The organism is Streptomyces sp. NPDC001858, from assembly GCF_053594615.1.
Genome location: NZ_JBSFEV010000031.1, coordinates 54,818 through 71,009, shown reverse-complemented (window position 1 = coordinate 71,009; position 16,192 = coordinate 54,818). Strand labels below are relative to the sequence as shown.

General features: G+C 70.4%; 15 protein-coding genes and 3 tRNA genes. 9 read left to right on the top strand and 9 right to left on the bottom strand.

The genetic code is table 11. The annotated features are described in order from the left end of the window. Window positions 1–131: 131 nt before the first annotated feature. Window positions 132–392, top strand: a complete 261-nt coding sequence (locus tag ACWCPF_RS33280; protein WP_307164157.1) for a DUF3073 domain-containing protein — start codon at window positions 132–134, stop codon at window positions 390–392. 129 nt (window positions 393–521) lie between these two features. Here ACWCPF_RS33280 and purM read toward each other — a convergent pair whose 3' ends face one another. From purM to purS, 7 genes are all read right to left on the bottom strand, one after another. Continuing rightward, window positions 522–1,589 carry a phosphoribosylformylglycinamidine cyclo-ligase gene (gene purM / locus ACWCPF_RS33275; RefSeq protein ID WP_451048818.1) on the bottom strand — a complete coding sequence of 356 codons (1,068 nt, stop codon included), beginning with the start codon at window positions 1,587–1,589 and terminating at the stop codon, window positions 522–524. Between the two features lie 61 nt (window positions 1,590–1,650). Further along, window positions 1,651–3,177: an amidophosphoribosyltransferase gene (purF, locus tag ACWCPF_RS33270; RefSeq protein WP_451048817.1), complete on the bottom strand. Its 1,527-nt coding sequence runs from the start codon at window positions 3,175–3,177 to the stop codon at window positions 1,651–1,653. Between the two features lie 240 nt (window positions 3,178–3,417). Then, window positions 3,418–3,864 carry an META domain-containing protein gene (locus tag ACWCPF_RS33265; protein WP_451048816.1) on the bottom strand — a complete coding sequence of 149 codons (447 nt, stop codon included), beginning with the start codon at window positions 3,862–3,864 and terminating at the stop codon, window positions 3,418–3,420. 171 nt (window positions 3,865–4,035) lie between these two features. Then, window positions 4,036–4,833: a sterol carrier family protein gene (locus tag ACWCPF_RS33260; RefSeq protein ID WP_451048815.1), complete on the bottom strand. Its 798-nt coding sequence runs from the start codon at window positions 4,831–4,833 to the stop codon at window positions 4,036–4,038. Window positions 4,834–4,997: 164 nt separating this feature from the next. After that, window positions 4,998–7,256, bottom strand: a complete 2,259-nt coding sequence (gene purL, locus ACWCPF_RS33255; RefSeq protein ID WP_451048814.1) for a phosphoribosylformylglycinamidine synthase subunit PurL — start codon at window positions 7,254–7,256, stop codon at window positions 4,998–5,000. After that, window positions 7,253–7,933 carry a phosphoribosylformylglycinamidine synthase subunit PurQ gene (gene purQ / locus ACWCPF_RS33250; protein WP_451048813.1) on the bottom strand — a complete coding sequence of 227 codons (681 nt, stop codon included), beginning with the start codon at window positions 7,931–7,933 and terminating at the stop codon, window positions 7,253–7,255. The genes purL and purQ overlap by 4 nt, the downstream gene beginning before the upstream one ends. After that, window positions 7,930–8,202: a phosphoribosylformylglycinamidine synthase subunit PurS gene (gene purS, locus ACWCPF_RS33245; protein ID WP_020131278.1), complete on the bottom strand. Its 273-nt coding sequence runs from the start codon at window positions 8,200–8,202 to the stop codon at window positions 7,930–7,932. Before purS ends, purQ begins: the two co-directional genes overlap by 4 nt. Window positions 8,203–8,591: 389 nt before the next feature. Between purS and ACWCPF_RS33240 the strand changes: the two genes are divergently transcribed. The 8 genes from ACWCPF_RS33240 to ACWCPF_RS33205 all read left to right on the top strand — a co-directional run bounded on the left by ACWCPF_RS33240 (window position 8,592) and on the right by ACWCPF_RS33205 (window position 13,333). After that, on the top strand, window positions 8,592–8,909 hold the full coding sequence (locus ACWCPF_RS33240) for a histone-like nucleoid-structuring protein Lsr2 (RefSeq protein WP_451048812.1): 318 nt from the start codon (window positions 8,592–8,594) through the stop codon (window positions 8,907–8,909). 176 nt (window positions 8,910–9,085) lie between these two features. Then, a tRNA-Gly gene (locus ACWCPF_RS33235) sits at window positions 9,086–9,157 on the top strand. An 80-nt stretch (window positions 9,158–9,237) separates the two neighbouring features. Beyond that, window positions 9,238–9,310, top strand: a tRNA-Gly gene (locus tag ACWCPF_RS33230). A gap of 161 nt (window positions 9,311–9,471) precedes the next feature. Beyond that, window positions 9,472–10,479 (top strand): ABC transporter ATP-binding protein, encoded by a 1,008-nt coding sequence (locus ACWCPF_RS33225; protein WP_451048811.1) that lies wholly within the window; start codon window positions 9,472–9,474, stop codon window positions 10,477–10,479. Then, entirely contained in the window at window positions 10,476–11,291 is an 816-nt protein-coding gene (locus ACWCPF_RS33220) for an ABC transporter permease (protein WP_451048810.1), read from the top strand. Before ACWCPF_RS33225 ends, ACWCPF_RS33220 begins: the two co-directional genes overlap by 4 nt. A 19-nt stretch (window positions 11,292–11,310) precedes the next feature. Then, window positions 11,311–12,609 (top strand): sensor histidine kinase, encoded by a 1,299-nt coding sequence (locus ACWCPF_RS33215; protein ID WP_451048809.1) that lies wholly within the window; start codon window positions 11,311–11,313, stop codon window positions 12,607–12,609. Then, window positions 12,606–13,220, top strand: a complete 615-nt coding sequence (locus ACWCPF_RS33210) for a response regulator (RefSeq protein ID WP_451048808.1) — start codon at window positions 12,606–12,608, stop codon at window positions 13,218–13,220. The genes ACWCPF_RS33215 and ACWCPF_RS33210 overlap by 4 nt, the downstream gene beginning before the upstream one ends. Before the next feature lie 40 nt (window positions 13,221–13,260). Beyond that, window positions 13,261–13,333: transfer RNA gene (locus ACWCPF_RS33205), tRNA-Gly, on the top strand. A 56-nt stretch (window positions 13,334–13,389) separates the two neighbouring features. On the opposite strand, the gene ACWCPF_RS33200 is transcribed toward ACWCPF_RS33205, so the two are convergent. Both ACWCPF_RS33200 and ACWCPF_RS33195 read right to left on the bottom strand, forming a co-directional pair. Next, a complete protein-coding gene (locus tag ACWCPF_RS33200) occupies window positions 13,390–14,289 on the bottom strand; it encodes a phosphoribosylaminoimidazolesuccinocarboxamide synthase (RefSeq protein WP_451048807.1) in 900 nt (299 codons plus the stop codon). 68 nt (window positions 14,290–14,357) lie between these two features. Further along, window positions 14,358–15,905, bottom strand: coding sequence for a N,N-dimethylformamidase beta subunit family domain-containing protein (locus ACWCPF_RS33195; protein WP_451048806.1), 1,548 nt, complete (start codon window positions 15,903–15,905; stop codon window positions 14,358–14,360). Window positions 15,906–16,192 lie beyond the last annotated feature (287 nt).

Below are 16,192 nucleotides of genomic sequence, written 5' to 3'. Positions count from 1 at the left end.
GACGTACCGTACGGGCGTGGGCTCAGGTACCGTGGGAGCCCTACGACGGGCTCTCCATGGAGAGGCCGTCCTGGATCATGAACGCGTGTCAACCTGGGGCCGTCGAGCCCCGTCGTTGAGGGGGTCGAGCCATGGGGCGCGGCCGGGCCAAGGCCAAGCAAGCGAAGGTCGCCCGCCAGCTGAAGTACAACAGCGGCGGGACAGATCTCTCACGCCTGGCCGAAGAGCTGGGCGCATCGCCATCAAATATTCCGCCGAATGCTGAGCCATTCGAGGACGATGACGATGACGATGAGCAAGACGACGACCCGTACGCACGGTACGCCGAGCTGTACGGGGACGACGACGAGGATGACGGCGAGGACTCCTCGCAACACCGTCGCGGCGCTTGACCTTGTACTGAGCACCCACCCGGTCGGTGACTTCGGTCACCGACCGGGTCTTGTGCTGCCTGCACGGTCGACCGCTGCTGCCCGGTTACCCGGTCCTGGCCGTGTCCAGGACCGGTTTTCCGGTGTGTCCTAGACCGCGTAGTCCCCGACCAGCTCCGCGCCCGTCGGGTGTTCGCCGCGCTCGGTGATCTCGCCGGCGACCCAGGCCTCCAGGCCTCGGTCGGCCAGCGTCGCCAGGGCCACGTCCGTCGACTCCTCGGGCACGATCGCCATCATGCCGACGCCCATGTTCAGGGTCTTCTCCAGCTCCAGGCGCTCGACCGATCCGGTCCTGCCGACCAGGTCGAAGATCGGGGCCGGGGTCCAGGTGGAGCGGTCCACGATCGCGTGCAGCCCGTCCGGGATCACCCGGGCCAGGTTGGCCGCGAGGCCGCCGCCGGTGATGTGCGAGAAGGCGTGCACGTCCGTGGTGCGGGTGAGCGCCAGACAGTCCAGCGAGTAGATCTTGGTGGGCTCCAGGAGCTCCTCGCCGAGCGTGCGGCCGAGGTCGTCGATCCGCGCCTCCAGGGCGAGGCCCGCCTGCTTCAGCAGGACGTGCCGGACCAGGGAGTACCCGTTCGAGTGAAGGCCGGAGGCCGCCATGGCGATCACCGTGTCACCCGTGCGGATACGATCCGGGCCGAGCAGCCGGTCGGCCTCCACGACGCCCGTACCGGCGCCGGCGACGTCGAAGTCGTCCGCGCCGAGCAGGCCCGGGTGTTCCGCGGTCTCGCCGCCGACCAGGGCGCAGCCGGCGAGCACACAGCCCTCGGCGATGCCCTTGACGATGGCGGCGACCCGCTCGGGGTGGACCTTGCCGACGCAGATGTAGTCGGTCATGAACAGCGGTTCGGCGCCGCACACCACGATGTCGTCCATCACCATGGCGACCAGGTCATGGCCGATCGTGTCGTACACGCCGAGCTGGCGCGCGATGTCGACCTTGGTGCCCACGCCGTCCGTGGCGGAGGCGAGGAGCGGGCGCTCGTAGCGCTTGAGGGCGGAGGCGTCGAAGAGGCCGGCGAAGCCGCCGAGGCCGCCGAGGACCTCGGGGCGCTGCGTCTTCTTCACCCACTCCTTCATCAGCTCCACGGCGCGGTCGCCCGCTTCGATGTCGACGCCCGCGGCTGCGTAGCTGGCACCAGTTGTCTCAGACATGACGGTGAGAACTTTCGTGTCGTACTGCAGACGTATTCAAAAAAAGCACAGCACGGGCTGCCTACGGGCGACGGATCGCGTCGGCCGCGGCCGTGGCTGCCGGACCGGCCGCCAGCTCGGTCTCCAGGAGCTGCTTGCCGAGCAGCTCGGGGTCCGGGAGCTCCATCGGGTACTCGCCGTCGAAGCAGGCGCGGCAGAGGTTCGGCTTGTCGATGGTCGTGGCCTCGATCATGCCGTCGATGGAGATGTAGGACAGCGAGTCGGCGCCGAGCGAGGTGCCGATCTCCTCGATGGTCATGCCGTTGGCGATGAGCTCCGCGCGCGTGGCGAAGTCGATGCCGAAGAAGCAGGGCCACTTCACGGGCGGCGAGGAGATCCGGATGTGGACCTCGGCGGCGCCCGCCTCGCGGAGCATGCGGACCAGGGCGCGCTGGGTGTTGCCGCGCACGATCGAGTCGTCGACGACGACCAGCCGCTTGCCCTTGATGACTTCCTTCAGCGGGTTCAGCTTCAGGCGGATGCCGAGCTGGCGGATCGTCTGCGAGGGCTGGATGAACGTCCGGCCGACGTACGCGTTCTTCACGAGACCCGCGCCGAAGGGGATGCCGGAGGCCTCCGCGTAGCCGATGGCGGCCGGGGTGCCGGACTCCGGAGTCGCTATGACCAGGTCGGCGTCGACCGGGGCTTCCTTGGCGAGCTTGCGGCCCATCTCCACCCGGGAGAGGTACACGTTCCGGCCGGCGATGTCGGTGTCCGGGCGGGCCAGGTACACATACTCGAAGACACAGCCCTTCGGCTTCGCGTCCGCGAATCGGGAGGTGCGCAGGCCGTTCTCGTCGATGGCGATGAACTCGCCCGGCTCTATCTCCCGGACGTAGGCCGCGCCGCAGATGTCGAGGGCGGCGGACTCGGAGGCGACCACCCAGCCGCGCTCCAGCCGGCCGAGGACCAGCGGGCGGATGCCCTGCGGGTCGCGGGCCGCGTAGAGGGTGTGCTCGTCCATGAAGACGAGCGAGAAGGCGCCCCGTACCTGCGGAAGGATCTGGTGGGCGGCCTCTTCGATGGTCAGCGGCTTGCCGTCCTGGTCGACCTGGGCCGCGAGCAGCGCGGTGAGCAGGTCGGTGTCGTTGGTCGCCGCGACGCGCGGGACGCGGCCCTCCTGCTTGGGCAGGTCGGCGACCATCTCGGCGAGCTGAGCCGTGTTGACCAGGTTGCCGTTGTGACCGAGCGCGATCGAGCCGTGCGCGGTGGCACGGAACGTCGGCTGGGCGTTCTCCCAGGTGGAGGCACCGGTGGTCGAGTAGCGGGCGTGTCCGACCGCGATATGACCCTGGAGCGAACCGAGCGAGGTCTCGTCGAAGACCTGGGAAACGAGCCCCATGTCCTTGAAGACGAGGATCTGGGAGCCGTTGCTGACCGCGATTCCCGCGGATTCCTGACCCCGATGCTGGAGGGCGTAGAGCCCGAAGTAAGTGAGCTTGGCGACCTCTTCACCGGGAGCCCAGACTCCGAAGACGCCGCAAGCGTCCTGGGGGCCTTTCTCGCCGGGGAGCAGATCATGACTGAGTCGACCGTCACCACGTGGCACGCCACCGAGTGTAGGCGAGATCGACCACTGGTCCGAATTGGGGATACCTGCCGGTAACCGGATCACTTGTCGGCGACGTTATCCATGATCGACTCATTTTTGCAGGTCAGACGTGGTACAGGGGGTCCCGGTAGTCGGTCGGTCGGGCTGCGGTGGTGACCGCGCGGGCTGTCCCCTGGATCCGAGTGAGGTGTCGCACACCTTGTCGCCCATCTTTGGGGACCGGCGGAGGGCGGGAGCTCATGCCCTGGTCAGCCGGATCTGGTCGCCGTCGGCCGTGCCGAGCGTCAGCGTGCCGTCCTTGACCTCGGTGGTGAGGGCGCCTTCGGTGAGGGCGGCGGACAGGGTGCGCTCGAAGACCATCGGCTGGCCCTGACAGGCCATCCTGGTCGCCCTGGCCTCGCTGAACGTGACGCTGTCGCCCTCGACGACGGCCTTGGCGGTGAAGTTGTTGCAGCCGTAGCTGCCCGCCGCCTTGCCGTCCGCGATCTTCAGATGCGCGCCGTCCGGGGCCTGGTGGGTGGCGCCGTCCACGATGACGCTGTCGACGTTCCACCGGACGCCGGTGACGGGCTGCTCCGCGCTCACCGACCCGCTGCCGGGCCGCTCGTCGTCCGTCTGCTCCGCGCCGCAGGCCGCGACGAGCGGGAGCAGCGGGAGGAGCAGGGCGGCGGCGGTCAGTGACATGCGCCGCGTGTACGCGCGCGTAGCGCCGTTGTACGTGTGCGTAGGGCTGTGCCTCTGCCTGTACATGCCGGTTGGACGGGACGGGTGGGCTGGTCGGTTCCACCCGGGTTCCGCACGGGCTCGGCGCGGGCTCGGCGCGGGTTCCGCACTGGCTCGGCCCCGGCGTCGGTTTCAGGACATGAGGGGCAGCAGGGCCGCGAGGTCGGCCCGTTCCCCGCTCGCGCCGACCTTCGCCGACTCCACGGCGTCCTGCCACGTCACCCGGCCGGTGGCCAGCCGGATCCAGGTCAGCGGATCGGTCTCGACGACGTTGGGCGGGGTGCCGCGGGTGTGCCGGGGGCCCTCGACGCACTGCACGACGGCGTACGGCGGGATCCGCACCTCGGTCGCGCCGCCGGGCGCCTTGACGGCGAGGGCGTCGGCGAGCAGCCGGGTGGCGGCGGCGAGCGCCTGACGGTCGTGCGGGATGTCCAGGCCGGGGACGGCGGCGTTGAGGTCGTCGGTGTGGACGGTGAGTTCCACGGTGCGGGTGACGAGGTAGTCGGCGAGGGTGATGGCGCCGGTGCGGGCGGCGAGGATCCGGTCGCCGGGAGCGGCGGCGAGCGCTGCGGCGATGCGCTCGCCGGTGCGGGCGTAGAGGGCGTTCAGGTCGGGGTGGGCCGCCGCGAGGTCCAGGGTGTCGTCGGAGATGCCGGCGGCCCGGGCGGCGGTGGCGAACGGCCAGTCCAGGAGCGTGAGTTCCGCCTTCGGGGGCTCGTCCCGGTCGAGGTTGCGGCTGACGGTCTCCACCGCCATGGTCACGTGCGCGGCCAGGTCCCGCACGGTCCAGCCCGCGAGCCGCGTCGGCCGCGCCAACTGCTCGGGCGTGAGGCCGGCGACTGCCGCGCGGACGTTCCCGAACTGGGCGAGGACGGCCGCGCGGGTCTTGACGGGGTCGTACGCGCGCGTGCGCTTCTTGGCCGGGGGCATGAAGCCGAGCGTAAGCGCTCCGCTGGGAGTGCCGCGATGTGCCGTCGTTTCGCTGCGGCGCCGTCGTGGCCGGCCGCGCAATTCCGCGCGCCCCTTTGGGGCGCGCGAAGGCCCCGCCCGGCGGACGGGCGGGGCCTTCGGTGTGTTGCTGGTGGGAATCCCGGCTATGCGAGCAGCGCCGGGATGGTCTCCTCGTGCGCCTTGCGCAGTTCCTCGAGGGACAGCTCGAACTCGCCCTGGAGCTCGACCGTGTCGCCGTCGACGACACCGATGCGGGTGACGGGCAGACCGCGCGCCCCGCACATGTCGTTGAAGCGGAGCTCCTCGGAGCGCGGGACGGCCACCACGGCACGCCCCGCCGACTCGGAGAAGAGGAGGGTGAACGCGTCGAGCCCGTCCGGTACGACCAGCCGCGCGCCCTTGCCGCCGAGCAGCGCCGACTCGACGACCGCCTGGATCAGCCCGCCGTCGGACAGGTCGTGGGCGGAGTCGATCATGCCGTCGCGGGAGGCGGAGATCAGGATCTCGGCGAGCAGCCGCTCCCGCTCCAGGTCGACCTTCGGGGGCAGTCCGCCCAGGTGGTCGTGGACGACCTGGGACCAGGCCGAGCCGCCGAGCTCCTCACGCGTGTCGCCGAGGAGGTAGAGCAGCTGCCCGTCCTCCTGGAAGGCGACCGGCGTGCGGCGGGCGACGTCGTCGATGACGCCCAGCACGGCCACCACCGGGGTGGGGTGGATGGCCACCTCGCCCGTCTGGTTGTAGAGGGAGACGTTGCCGCCGGTCACCGGGGTGCCCAGCTGCTGGCAGGCGTCGGCCAGGCCGCGGATGGCCTCCGCGAACTGCCACATCACCGCCGGGTCCTCGGGCGAGCCGAAGTTCAGGCAGTCGGAGACGGCGAGCGGCTTGGCGCCGGTCGTGGCCACGTTCCGGTAGGCCTCGGAGAGGGCCAGCTGCGCGCCCGCGTACGGGTCGAGCTTGGCGTACCGGCCGTTGCCGTCGGTCGCGATGGCGACGCCGAGGCCGGTCTCCTCGTCGATCCGGATCATGCCGGAGTCCTCGGGCTGGGCGAGGACGGTGTTGCCCTGCACGAAGTGGTCGTACTGGGACGTGATCCACTTCTTCGACGCCTGGTTGGGCGAGGCCACCAGCTTCAGGACCTGGTCCTTCAGCTCGTCCGAGGTCGTCGGCCGGGGCAGCTTGTTCGCGTCGTCCGCCTGGAGGGCGTCCTGCCACTCCGGGCGGGCGTAGGGGCGCTCGTAGACCGGGCCGTCGTGGGCCACGGTCCGCGGGTCGACGTCGACGATCTTGCCGCCGTGCCAGAAGATCTCCAGGCGGTCGCCGTCCGTGACCTCACCGATGACGGTGGCGATGACGTCCCACTTGTCGCAGATCTCCAGGAACCGGTCGACCTTCGCCGGCTCGACGACCGCGCACATGCGTTCCTGCGACTCGCTCATGAGGATTTCCTCGGGCGAGAGCGTGGAGTCGCGCAGCGGGACGTCGTCCAGCGTCACGCGCATGCCGCCGGAGCCGTTGGAGGCGAGCTCGGACGTCGCGCAGGACAGGCCCGCCGCGCCGAGGTCCTGGATGCCGACGACCAGCTTCTCGGCGAAGGCCTCCAGGGTGCACTCGATGAGCAGCTTCTCCTGGAAGGGGTCGCCGACCTGCACGGCCGGGCGCTTCGACGGCTTGGCGTCGTCGAAGGTCTCGGAGGCGAGGATGGACGCGCCGCCGATGCCGTCACCACCCGTACGAGCCCCGTACAGGATGACCTTGTTGCCCGCGCCGGACGCCTTCGCGAGGTGGATGTCCTCGTGCCGCATCACGCCGATGGCGCCGGCGTTGACCAGCGGGTTGCCCTGGTAGCAGGCGTCGAAGACGACCTCGCCGCCGATGTTGGGCAGACCCAGGCAGTTGCCGTAGCCGCCGATGCCGGCGACGACGCCCGGCAGGACGCGCTTGGTGTCGGGGTGGTCGGCCGCGCCGAAGCGCAGCGGGTCCACGACCGCGACCGGGCGCGCGCCCATCGCGATGATGTCGCGGACGATGCCGCCGACGCCCGTGGCCGCGCCCTGGTAGGGCTCGACGTAGGAGGGGTGGTTGTGCGACTCGACCTTGAAGGTGACCGCGTAGCCCTGGCCGACGTCCACGACGCCCGCGTTCTCGCCGATGCCCACGAGCAGCGCGTCGGACTGGGGGGCCTTCTCGCCGAACTGGCGGAGGTGGACCTTGGAGGACTTGTAGCTGCAGTGCTCGGACCACATGACCGAGTACATGGCGAGCTCGGCGCCGGTCGGGCGGCGGCCGAGGATCTCCACGACCCGCTCGTACTCGTCCTTCTTCAGACCGAGTTCGGCCCAGGGCAGCTCGACGTCGGGGGTCTCGGCCGCGTGCTCGACCGTGTCCAGAGGCGTCCGGCTCATGCGTTGACCAGCTTCTTGAGGATCGAGGTGAAGAACGGCAGACCGTCGGTGCGGCCGGAGCCGACGAGCGGCTCGACGGCGTGCTCCGGGTGCGGCATGAGGCCTACGACGTTGCCGACCTCGTTGGTGATGCCGGCGATGTCGCGGAGCGAGCCGTTCGGGTTGAAGTCGACGTACCGGAAGGCGACGCGGCCCTCGGCCTCGAGCTGGTCGAGGGTGTACTCGTCGGCGACGTACCGGCCGTCCATGTTCTTCAGCGGGATATGGATCTCCTGGCCCGCCTCGTAGTCGGCCGTCCAAGCGGTGTCCGCGTTCTCCACCCGCAGTTTCTGGTCGCGGCAGATGAAGTGGAGGTGGTCGTTGCCGAGCATCCCGCCGGGCAGCAGATGGGCCTCGGTGAGGATCTGGAAGCCGTTGCAGATGCCGAGGACCGGAAGGCCGGCCTTGGCCTGCTCGATGACGGTCTCCATGACCGGCGAGAAGCGGGAGATGGCTCCGGCGCGCAGATAGTCGCCGTAGGAGAAACCACCGGGAAGGACGACGGCGTCGACCTGGTGGAGGTTCTTGTCCTTGTGCCAGAGAGCGACGGGTTCGGCGCCCGCGAGGCGGATCGCACGCTGGGTGTCCCGGTCGTCGAGGCTGCCGGGAAAAGTGACGACGCCAATACGAGCGGTCACTTCGCGGCCCCCGCGACTGCTTCTTCCGACTCGACCTTGACGGTGAAGTCCTCGATCACGGTGTTGGCGAGGAAGGATTCCGCAAGATCGTGGATGCGGGCGAGGGCGGCCTCGTCGACGGGTCCGTCAACTTCCAGTTCGAATCGCTTTCCCTGACGTACGTCGGAGATGCCTTCGAAACCCAGCCGCGGCAGTGCGCGCTGCACCGCCTGGCCCTGGGGGTCGAGGATCTCCGGCTTGAGCATGACGTCGACTACGACGCGTGCCACTGGCACTCCCGGTGGTGTGGTGCTGAGCAGGCTCCTGCCGGAGTGCTTCCAAGCGGAGTACTTCCAGCAGGTGTCTTCGGTGTCTTCAGACTACCCGTACAAAATTTCTACGCGGGTAGAGTTGTAGGAAAGTACGTGAGCGCCATCACGATCAGGTATCGGACCTGTGCCTTCGCGGAAATTTCAGGGAAAGATCCGGGGTGCACCCGCGTTCCCTATTGCCCCGGGACACGCGGGCAGATTTAGTCGGGCTTCACATTGCAATGCCGGGCACTGTACAAATGAATTGGTAATAGCCGATACTTTGCCCCATAACAGGCGAACAGTCGACATCTCCGTGACGTCTTGGGACGTCATCGCAGAGCTGTCGCACGAAGGGACCGATATTCGTGGCGCAGAAGGTCGTGGTCACTCTCTCTGACGACATCGACGGCTCGGAAGCGGCGGAAACGATCGCCTTCGGACTCGATGGCAGGTCGTACGAGATCGACCTGAATGAAGCCAATGCCAAGAAACTGCGTAAGGCTCTCGCGCCCTACGTGGACGCCGGCCGCAAGCGGTCGAAGTCCGGCAAGGCCTACAAGCAGACCGAGGTCGCTCCCGACCCGTCGGCGGTCCGCGCCTGGGCCCAGGCCAACAAGATGGAGGTGCCGGCCCGCGGCCGCATCCCCAAGAAGATCTACGAGGCGTTCGCCGACGCGCAGTGAGTCCGGACAGGCCCTAGGTGCTCGCCGGGCCGCTGAACCCGGCTCGGTGAGCACCTGGCCGACGGCCGGTCACCCGCCCCTCGAACGAACCGACTTGCGCTGCACCCCTCCGGGTCGGCTAGAGTCTGGAGCACGCCGACGGGCGGGGCCCGAAAAGCCCAGCTCACGGAGTACATGCGGGTGTAGTTCAGTAGCAGAACATCCCCCTTCCAGGGGGAAGGCGCAGTGTGCAATTCCTGTCACCCGCTCTGCATCGCCGGTCTGACCAGTCTTCTGGATCAGGTAGGCTGGTGCTCGCGCCGACCGGTGAAAGCTGGTCGGAGGCAATGCGGACGTAGCTCAGTTGGTAGAGCGCAACCTTGCCAAGGTTGAGGTCGCGAGTTCGAGCCTCGTCGTCCGCTCTTGTATCAAGCCCCCCGGCTGTTGCCGGGGGGCTTTTTCGTGCGTACCCATCCACCCATCCCACCACTCGCCCACGCGGCCGCCCGGGTCTGACATTTGTCATACGGAGTGGTGACACCTCGCACTGCTGCCGGCCCTCGTCCGCGGGGAGGCTGGAGGCATGGACACGAATGAACACGTGATTGAGGTCACCGACCTCCGGCGTGTGTACGGGGGCGGGTTCGAAGCGGTCCGTGGGATCTCCTTCCACGTCGACCGCGGCGAGATCTTCGCGCTGCTCGGCACCAACGGAGCCGGCAAGACATCGACGGTCGAATTGCTGGAGGGGCTCGCACGGCCGGACGGCGGGCGCATAGACGTCCTCGGCCACGACCCGTACGCCGAGCGGGCCGCCGTGCGGCCGCGCACCGGCGTGATGCTCCAGGAGGGCGGGTTCCCCTCCGAGCTGACCGTCGCCGAGACCGCGCGGATGTGGGCGGGCTGTGTGAGCGGCGCCCGCCCCGTCGAGGAGGCGCTGGCGCTGGTCGGGCTCGCCGGGCGCGCCCGCGTCCGGGTCAAACAGCTCTCCGGGGGCGAGCGGCGCCGCCTCGACCTCGCGCTCGCGGTGCTCGGCGAACCCGAGGTGCTGTTTCTGGACGAGCCGACGACCGGCCTGGACGCGGAGGGCCGCCGGGACACCTGGGACCTGGTGCGCGCCCTGCGCGACGCCGGTACGACGGTGCTGCTGACCACGCACTACCTGGAGGAGGCGGAGCACCTCGCCGACCGGCTGGCCATCCTGCACGAGGGCCGTATAGCGGCCGCCGGGACGCCCGGCGAGGTCACCGGCACCCAGCCGTCCCGAATCGCCTTCGAGCTGCCCGAGGGGTACTTCGTGGGCGACCTGCCGCCGCTGGGCGAACTGGGCGTGTGCGACCACGAGGTCGAGGGGCGCGTCGTACGGCTGCGCACCCGGGAGTTGCAGCGGGCGGCAACGGGGCTGCTGGTGTGGGCGGAGCGGGCCGGGGTCGAGCTGCGCAGGCTGGACGTGCGGTCGGCCTCGCTGGAGGAGGCGTTCCTGGGAATCGCCCGGCAGGCGTCGAACAGGGACCACGGCAGCACGGTCGGAGGCGACACGACCGGAGACGACACAGCCGGAGACGACACGGCCGAGGAGGTCGCGGCATGAGCGGGGCGACGGTGAAGAACTCGACCGGCCGGGCGGCCATGCGCGCGGTCACCACGCCGATGAGCCGGATGGCCGCCCTCGCGCGTGCCGAGCTGACCCTGCTCGGACGCAGCAAGAGCACGCTCATCACGGCCGTGCTGGTGCCGCTCGTGCTGCCGGTCAGCCTGATCACGGTGGTCGAGGACATGGAGGTGGAGGACGCCGGGCTCAGCGTCGGCCTGGTGCTGCTGCCCGCCGCCATCGGCTTCTCGCTGCTGTTCGGGGTGTACTCGGCGCTGGCCGCCATCTACACCGCCCGGCGCGAGGAGCTGGTGCTGAAGCGGTTGCGCACCGGCGAGCTGCGGGACGCGGAGATCCTCGGCGGGGCCGCGCTGCCGGTCCTCGTCACCGGGCTGGTGCAGTCCCTGGTGCTGGTGGCCGGCTCGACTGTCCTGCTCGACATACCGGCGCCCGAGGCCGCGCATCTCGCCGTTCTGGGGCTGCTGTTGGGCCTGGCGATGTGTGCGACGCTCGCGGCGGTCACGGCGGCGGTGACCCGGACCGTGGAGAGCGCGCAGGTCACCACCATGCCGCTGGTGCTCGTGTCGATGCTCGGCTCCGGGATCACGGTCCCCCTGGAACTGCTGCCCGACCGGCTCGCCTCGGTCTTCGAACTGCTGCCGCTGTCCCCGGTGATCATCCTGATACGCGGCGGCTGGACCGGCGATCTGTCGGTGTACGAGGCCCTGGGCGCCCTGGCGACCGCACTGGCCTGGACCGTGCTGGCGGTGTTTGCTGTACGGCGGTGGTTCCGGTGGGAGCCGCGGCGCTGAGGACGGGGGGCTACGGGGGATGCGAGGGCCAGCGGGCTGGTGGCGGCAGAAGAGCACACCGGCGAAGTTCGAGACGTACACGCGATGGTCGTTCCACTTCTTCTGGCTGACCGAGGTCCTGGGCATCGGCCTGCCGGCCCTCGGCATGTTCGGGCCGGGGCTGCTGAGTGCGGGGCTGCTCACCGCGGTAGCCCTGCACGGCGGGGTCTGCATGCTGACGGTGTCCCGGGCGGTCGACTGGACCCGCGGGCGGCGCCCGCAGCCGGTGCGACTGCTGTGGACGCTCGCCTCGGTCACCGCCGTGATCGTCGTCGCGGCGATGGTGATCGCCAAGCACGGTCCGAAAGGCGACGACGTGGACACCGCCGTGGGCGGGCTCTTCGGGGTCGTCCTGATCGTCGGTGCGGGGGTCATCGTGCTCGGGGTGCGGGATCGGCGCCGCGTCTACGCCATCGTGGGCGGCTTCGCCTTCGGCGCGGGAGGGCTCGCGTTGGCGCTGGGCGGGCACCCCGCCGATGTCCTGATCACCATGGGGGGCGTACTCGTCGGCTGCTCGTTCCTCGCCTTCACGGCCGCCTTCTCCCTCTGGCTGCTCGACGCCGTCTACGCGCTCGACGAGGCCCGCGAGACCCGGGCCCGGCTCGCCGTCGCGGAGGAGCGGCTGCGGTTCGGGCGGGATCTGCACGATGTGATGGGGAGGAATCTGGCGGTGATCGCCCTGAAGAGCGAGCTGGCCGTGCAACTGGCCCGGCGCGGGCGACCGGAGGCCGTGGAGCAGATGATCGAGGTCCAGCGGATAGCCCAGGAGTCGCAGCGGGAGGTGCGCGCGGTCGTGCGGGGCTATCGGGAGGCCGACCTCGGGGTCGAACTCGCGGGTGCGCAAGGCGTGTTGACGGCGGCGGGGATCGCGTGCGAGGTGCACGGCGAGACCGAAGGGCTGCCCGCCGAGGTGCAGTCGGCGCTCGGCTGGGTGGTGCGGGAGACGACCACCAATGTGCTGCGGCACGGGGACGCCGGCCGGTGCTCGGTGGCCCTGCGGGTGACGGAGGGACGTGCGGTGCTGACGGTGGAGAACGACGGGGCCGAGGAGAGCCTCGACTCCGGGGACGGTTCCGGGGGCGGGTCGGGGCTGGTCGGGCTGCGGGAGCGGCTGCAGGCGGTCGAGGGGACGCTGGAGGCCGGGTTCGTCGGCGCGGGCGTGTTCCGGGTGGTGGCCGAGGTGCCCCTGACTTCCCCAGCTCCTGCGGCTTCCGCGGCTCCACAGAATCCGCGGACTTCCGTGCCCACCCAGGCTGTTGTGAGCGAGGTCACTTCATGACGGCGCCGGTGCGGGTGCTGCTCGCCGACGACGAGCACCTCATCCGGGGCGCGCTGGCCGCGCTGCTCTCCCTGGAGGACGACCTGGTGATCGTCGCCGAGGCGGCCACCGGACCGGAGGCGCTGGCCATGGCGCGGGCGCACCGGCCCGATGTGGCCGTCCTGGATCTTCAGATGCCGGGCGCGGACGGTGTGAAGGTCGCCACATCCCTACGGGCCGAACTGCCCGGCTGCCAGGCCATGATCGTGACCAGTCATGGCCGGCCGGGGCATCTCAAGCGGGCGCTTGCGGCGGGTGTGCGCGGGTTCGTCCCGAAGACGGTCAGCGCTCAGCGGCTCGCGGAGATCATCCGCACGGTGCACGCCGGGAACCGTTACGTCGACCCGGAGTTGGCCGCCGACGCGATCGCCGCCGGGGACTCCCCGCTGACCTCGCGTGAGGCGGAGGTCCTCGAACTCGCCGCCGACGGAGCGCCCGTCGCGGAGATCGCCGAGCGGGCCGCGCTGTCGCAGGGGACCGTGCGGAACTATCTGTCGTCGGCCGTCTCCAAGCTCGGGGCGGAGAACCGGCACGCGGCGGTGCGGCTCGCCCGGGAGCGAGGTTGGGTATAGTTGCTCTCGCGCCACGGCACCACGGTGACCACGGCGCGATGCGGACGTAGCTCAGTTGGTAGAGCGCAACCTTGCCAAGGTTGAGGTCGCCAGTTCGAACCTGGTCGTCCGCTCGGTATCGCGAAAGGCCCCCGGTTCTCCGGGGGCCTTTCGCGTTGTGTGTCGGGCGTCACGCCCAGCTGGTGCCCGTCAGGCGCTCGTAGGCCTCGACGTACTTGGCGCGGGTCGCGTCCACGATGTGCTGGGGCAGGGGCGGCGGGGGCTGCTCGCTCGCGCGGTCCCAGCCGGACTCGGCCGAGGTCAGCCAGTCGCGCACGAACTGCTTGTCGTACGAGGGCTGCGCGCGGCCGGGCTGCCACTGGTCGGCCGGCCAGAAGCGGGAGGAGTCCGGGGTGAGGACCTCATCGGCGATGACCAGCGTGTCCCCGTCGAAGCCGAACTCGAACTTGGTGTCGGCGAGGATGATGCCCCGGTCACGGGCGATGTCGCGGGCCCGGCCGTAGACGGCGAGGGTCGCCTGCCGGAGCTGGGCCGCGGTGTCGGCGCCGACCTGACGGGCGACCTCCTCGTAGGAGACGTTCTCGTCGTGCTCGCCGACGGCGGCCTTGGTGGCCGGGGTGAAGATCGGGGCGGGCAGCTCGCTGCCGTCGACCAGGCCCTCGGGCAGGGCGAGGCCGCAGACCGTGCGGGACTCCCGGTACTCGAGCAGGCCCGAGCCGGTGAGGTAGCCGCGGGCCACGCACTCGACGGGGACCATCTGCAGCGACTTGCAGGTCAGGGTGCGGCCGGCCCAGTCGGCGGGGGCGCCGGCGGGCAGTTCCGTGCTGAGGACGTGGTGCGGGACCAGGTCGGCGAGCTGGTCGAACCACCACAGGGAGAGCTGGGTGAGGACGCGGCCCTTGTCGGGGATCTCGGTCGGCAGCACCCAGTCGAAGGCAGAGGTGCGGTCGCTGGCGACCATCACGAGGTCGCCCGCCTCGTTCTGGTACAGCTCGCGCACCTTGCCGGTGTGCAGATGCACCAGGCCCGGCACCTGAAGGGGCTCGGGCTTTTCTACGAATCCGGACACGGTTCCTCCCCGTGGTTCTGACCAACGACTCGATTGTCCCGTATGACTACGCGGCTCGCGGCAGCGGGTCAGTCGCGTTTGCAGATGCGGTCCAGGAGGTTGGCCGTGGCGCGTTGGACGCGGGGGTCGACGTGGCCGGGCCGGTCCAGGGCCGGGGACCAGGCGAAGGTGCCGGAGGCGAAGACCAGGGCGCCGGAGGGGGCGCGGTAGAGAGAGGTCTCCTGGTGCCGCAGGACGCTGTCGCCGTCGGTGTACGGGGAGTGGGCGAGGAGGATGCGGTTCTCATGGGGCGGCAGCGGGGTGCGCGGGAAGTAGCGGTCGGCCTCGCCCGCGACCAGGTCCTCGATGTCGTCGCCCTCGCCCGCTCCGGTCGCCTCCCACAGCCAGTGCTCGGCGTTGCGGACGATCAGCGGGTGCGGCTCGGGCACCCGGCCCGCGTACTGGATGCCGATCAACTGCTGCTCGGCGCGGTCGATCTCCCGCCACAGGACGGGTTTGCCGGGGCCCCTGCGTTTACGGCAGGTGAGCAGCCGGCCGGGCACGCCGAACGGGGACGGCCCCAACTCCACCTGCCAGTAGAGGGAGTTGGCGGACAGGAACACGAGCGACGTGCCCCCGTCGCGGGCGAGTTCCACGGTGCGGCGCATGTTCGCCGACCAGTACTCGTCATGGCCGGGGAAGACCAGGCCTCGGTAACGGGTGGGGTCGATGTGACCGGTGTGCAGGTCGCGGGCGTCGGCGTAGGCGAGGTCGTAGCCGTAGCGCTCGGCCCAGCGGATGAAGTCGTAGGCGTGGCCGACGTGGAGGGGGAGGCCGGCGCCGGCGTACGGGCGGTCGAAGGAGACCGTCGTCGCCGCGTCGGCCTCGCCGAGGAGACGGCCGCTGTCGTCCCACGCGTGGTAGAGGCTGGCGCCGGTGCGACCGTCCTCGGGGTAGAGGTTGTAGGCCTGCCAGGTGATGTCGGGGAGGACCAGGAGCAGGTCGGCGGGGTGGTGGTCGCGGACCGTGAAGGGCACGTGGGAGCGGTAGCCGTCGGCGGTGGTGAGGACGGCGACGTACGCGCCGACGTTCCAGTACGACGGGACCTGGAGGCGCCAGGAGAGCCACCAGTGGTGACAGGAGACCGTGCGGTCGGCGGTCAGGGGCGGGGGCTGGACGATGCCGGAGAGACGCGGGCTGGTGGTGATCTTGGCGGCGCCGTCGCCGTCGTAGTGGCCGATGCGGTAGATGTCGACGCTGAATTCCTGGGGCGGGTCGACGGTGATGTGGAAGTCGACGGCGTCGCCGGGGGCGACCGCGCCGGTGGAGACGAAGCCCTTGATCTGACGGCGGACGTCGTCAGCGGAGCGGGGAGCGCCGGCCCCGGCTCCGGGGGCGGTGCGGGGGGCGGGGAGGCGGGGGGCGCGGGGGCCGCGGGGGGCGCTCTGCGCGGGGGCGGAGGCGGGGGCCGGGTCCACGTACCAGGGGACGACCTGGCCGGTGTCGTCGAAGTACGTCTCGCTGCCGCGCAGCCAGGGGAGGGGGCCCTGTCCGAAGGGATCGGTCACGGCGTGGGCCAGCGCTCCCGACTCCCATCGGCGGATGCGCTCGGGTCCTGGTCCTGGTCCGGGTGCCATGGTTCTCCCCTCCCTCGTGCCCCCGTGGTGGTTCGTGCGTACGTGACCGCCGTGCGCGTTGGTCCCGCGTGTCCGGTGTTCGTCCCGCGTGTGCGGCGTTCGCCCCGCGTGCCTCGCGTGTGTCTCGCGTCTCTCGCGTGTCTCGCGTTTTGTCTTATGTCGCGAGCCCTTGCCATGGGCTCTATCGGTCCCAGCACATCACATAACGCGCGCAGACAGTCACTATTCGTTGCGAATTGGCCGAAAGTGGAAGGAGGTGCTCCGGTCGGGCTCCGGGTCGGGCTCCG

Bases quoted from the DNA above. Each gene is read 5' to 3' on its own strand.
- ACWCPF_RS33265 (WP_451048816.1), bottom strand. From the start codon at position 3,864: ATGTCACTGACCGCCGCCGCCCTGCTCCTCCCGCTGCTCCCGCTCGTC.
- ACWCPF_RS33260 (WP_451048815.1), bottom strand. From the start codon at position 4,833: ATGCCCCCGGCCAAGAAGCGCACGCGCGCGTACGACCCCGTCAAGACC.
- ACWCPF_RS33220 (WP_451048810.1), top strand. From the start codon at position 10,476: ATGAGCGGGGCGACGGTGAAGAACTCGACCGGCCGGGCGGCCATGCGC.
- ACWCPF_RS33215 (WP_451048809.1), top strand. From the start codon at position 11,311: ATGCGAGGGCCAGCGGGCTGGTGGCGGCAGAAGAGCACACCGGCGAAG.
- ACWCPF_RS33210 (WP_451048808.1), top strand. From the start codon at position 12,606: ATGACGGCGCCGGTGCGGGTGCTGCTCGCCGACGACGAGCACCTCATC.
- ACWCPF_RS33195 (WP_451048806.1), bottom strand. From the start codon at position 15,905: ATGGCACCCGGACCAGGACCAGGACCCGAGCGCATCCGCCGATGGGAG.
- ACWCPF_RS33225 (WP_451048811.1), top strand. From the start codon at position 9,472: ATGGACACGAATGAACACGTGATTGAGGTCACCGACCTCCGGCGTGTG.
- ACWCPF_RS33280 (WP_307164157.1), top strand. From the start codon at position 132: ATGGGGCGCGGCCGGGCCAAGGCCAAGCAAGCGAAGGTCGCCCGCCAG.
- purL (WP_451048814.1), bottom strand. From the start codon at position 7,256: ATGAGCCGGACGCCTCTGGACACGGTCGAGCACGCGGCCGAGACCCCC.
- purM (WP_451048818.1), bottom strand. From the start codon at position 1,589: ATGTCTGAGACAACTGGTGCCAGCTACGCAGCCGCGGGCGTCGACATC.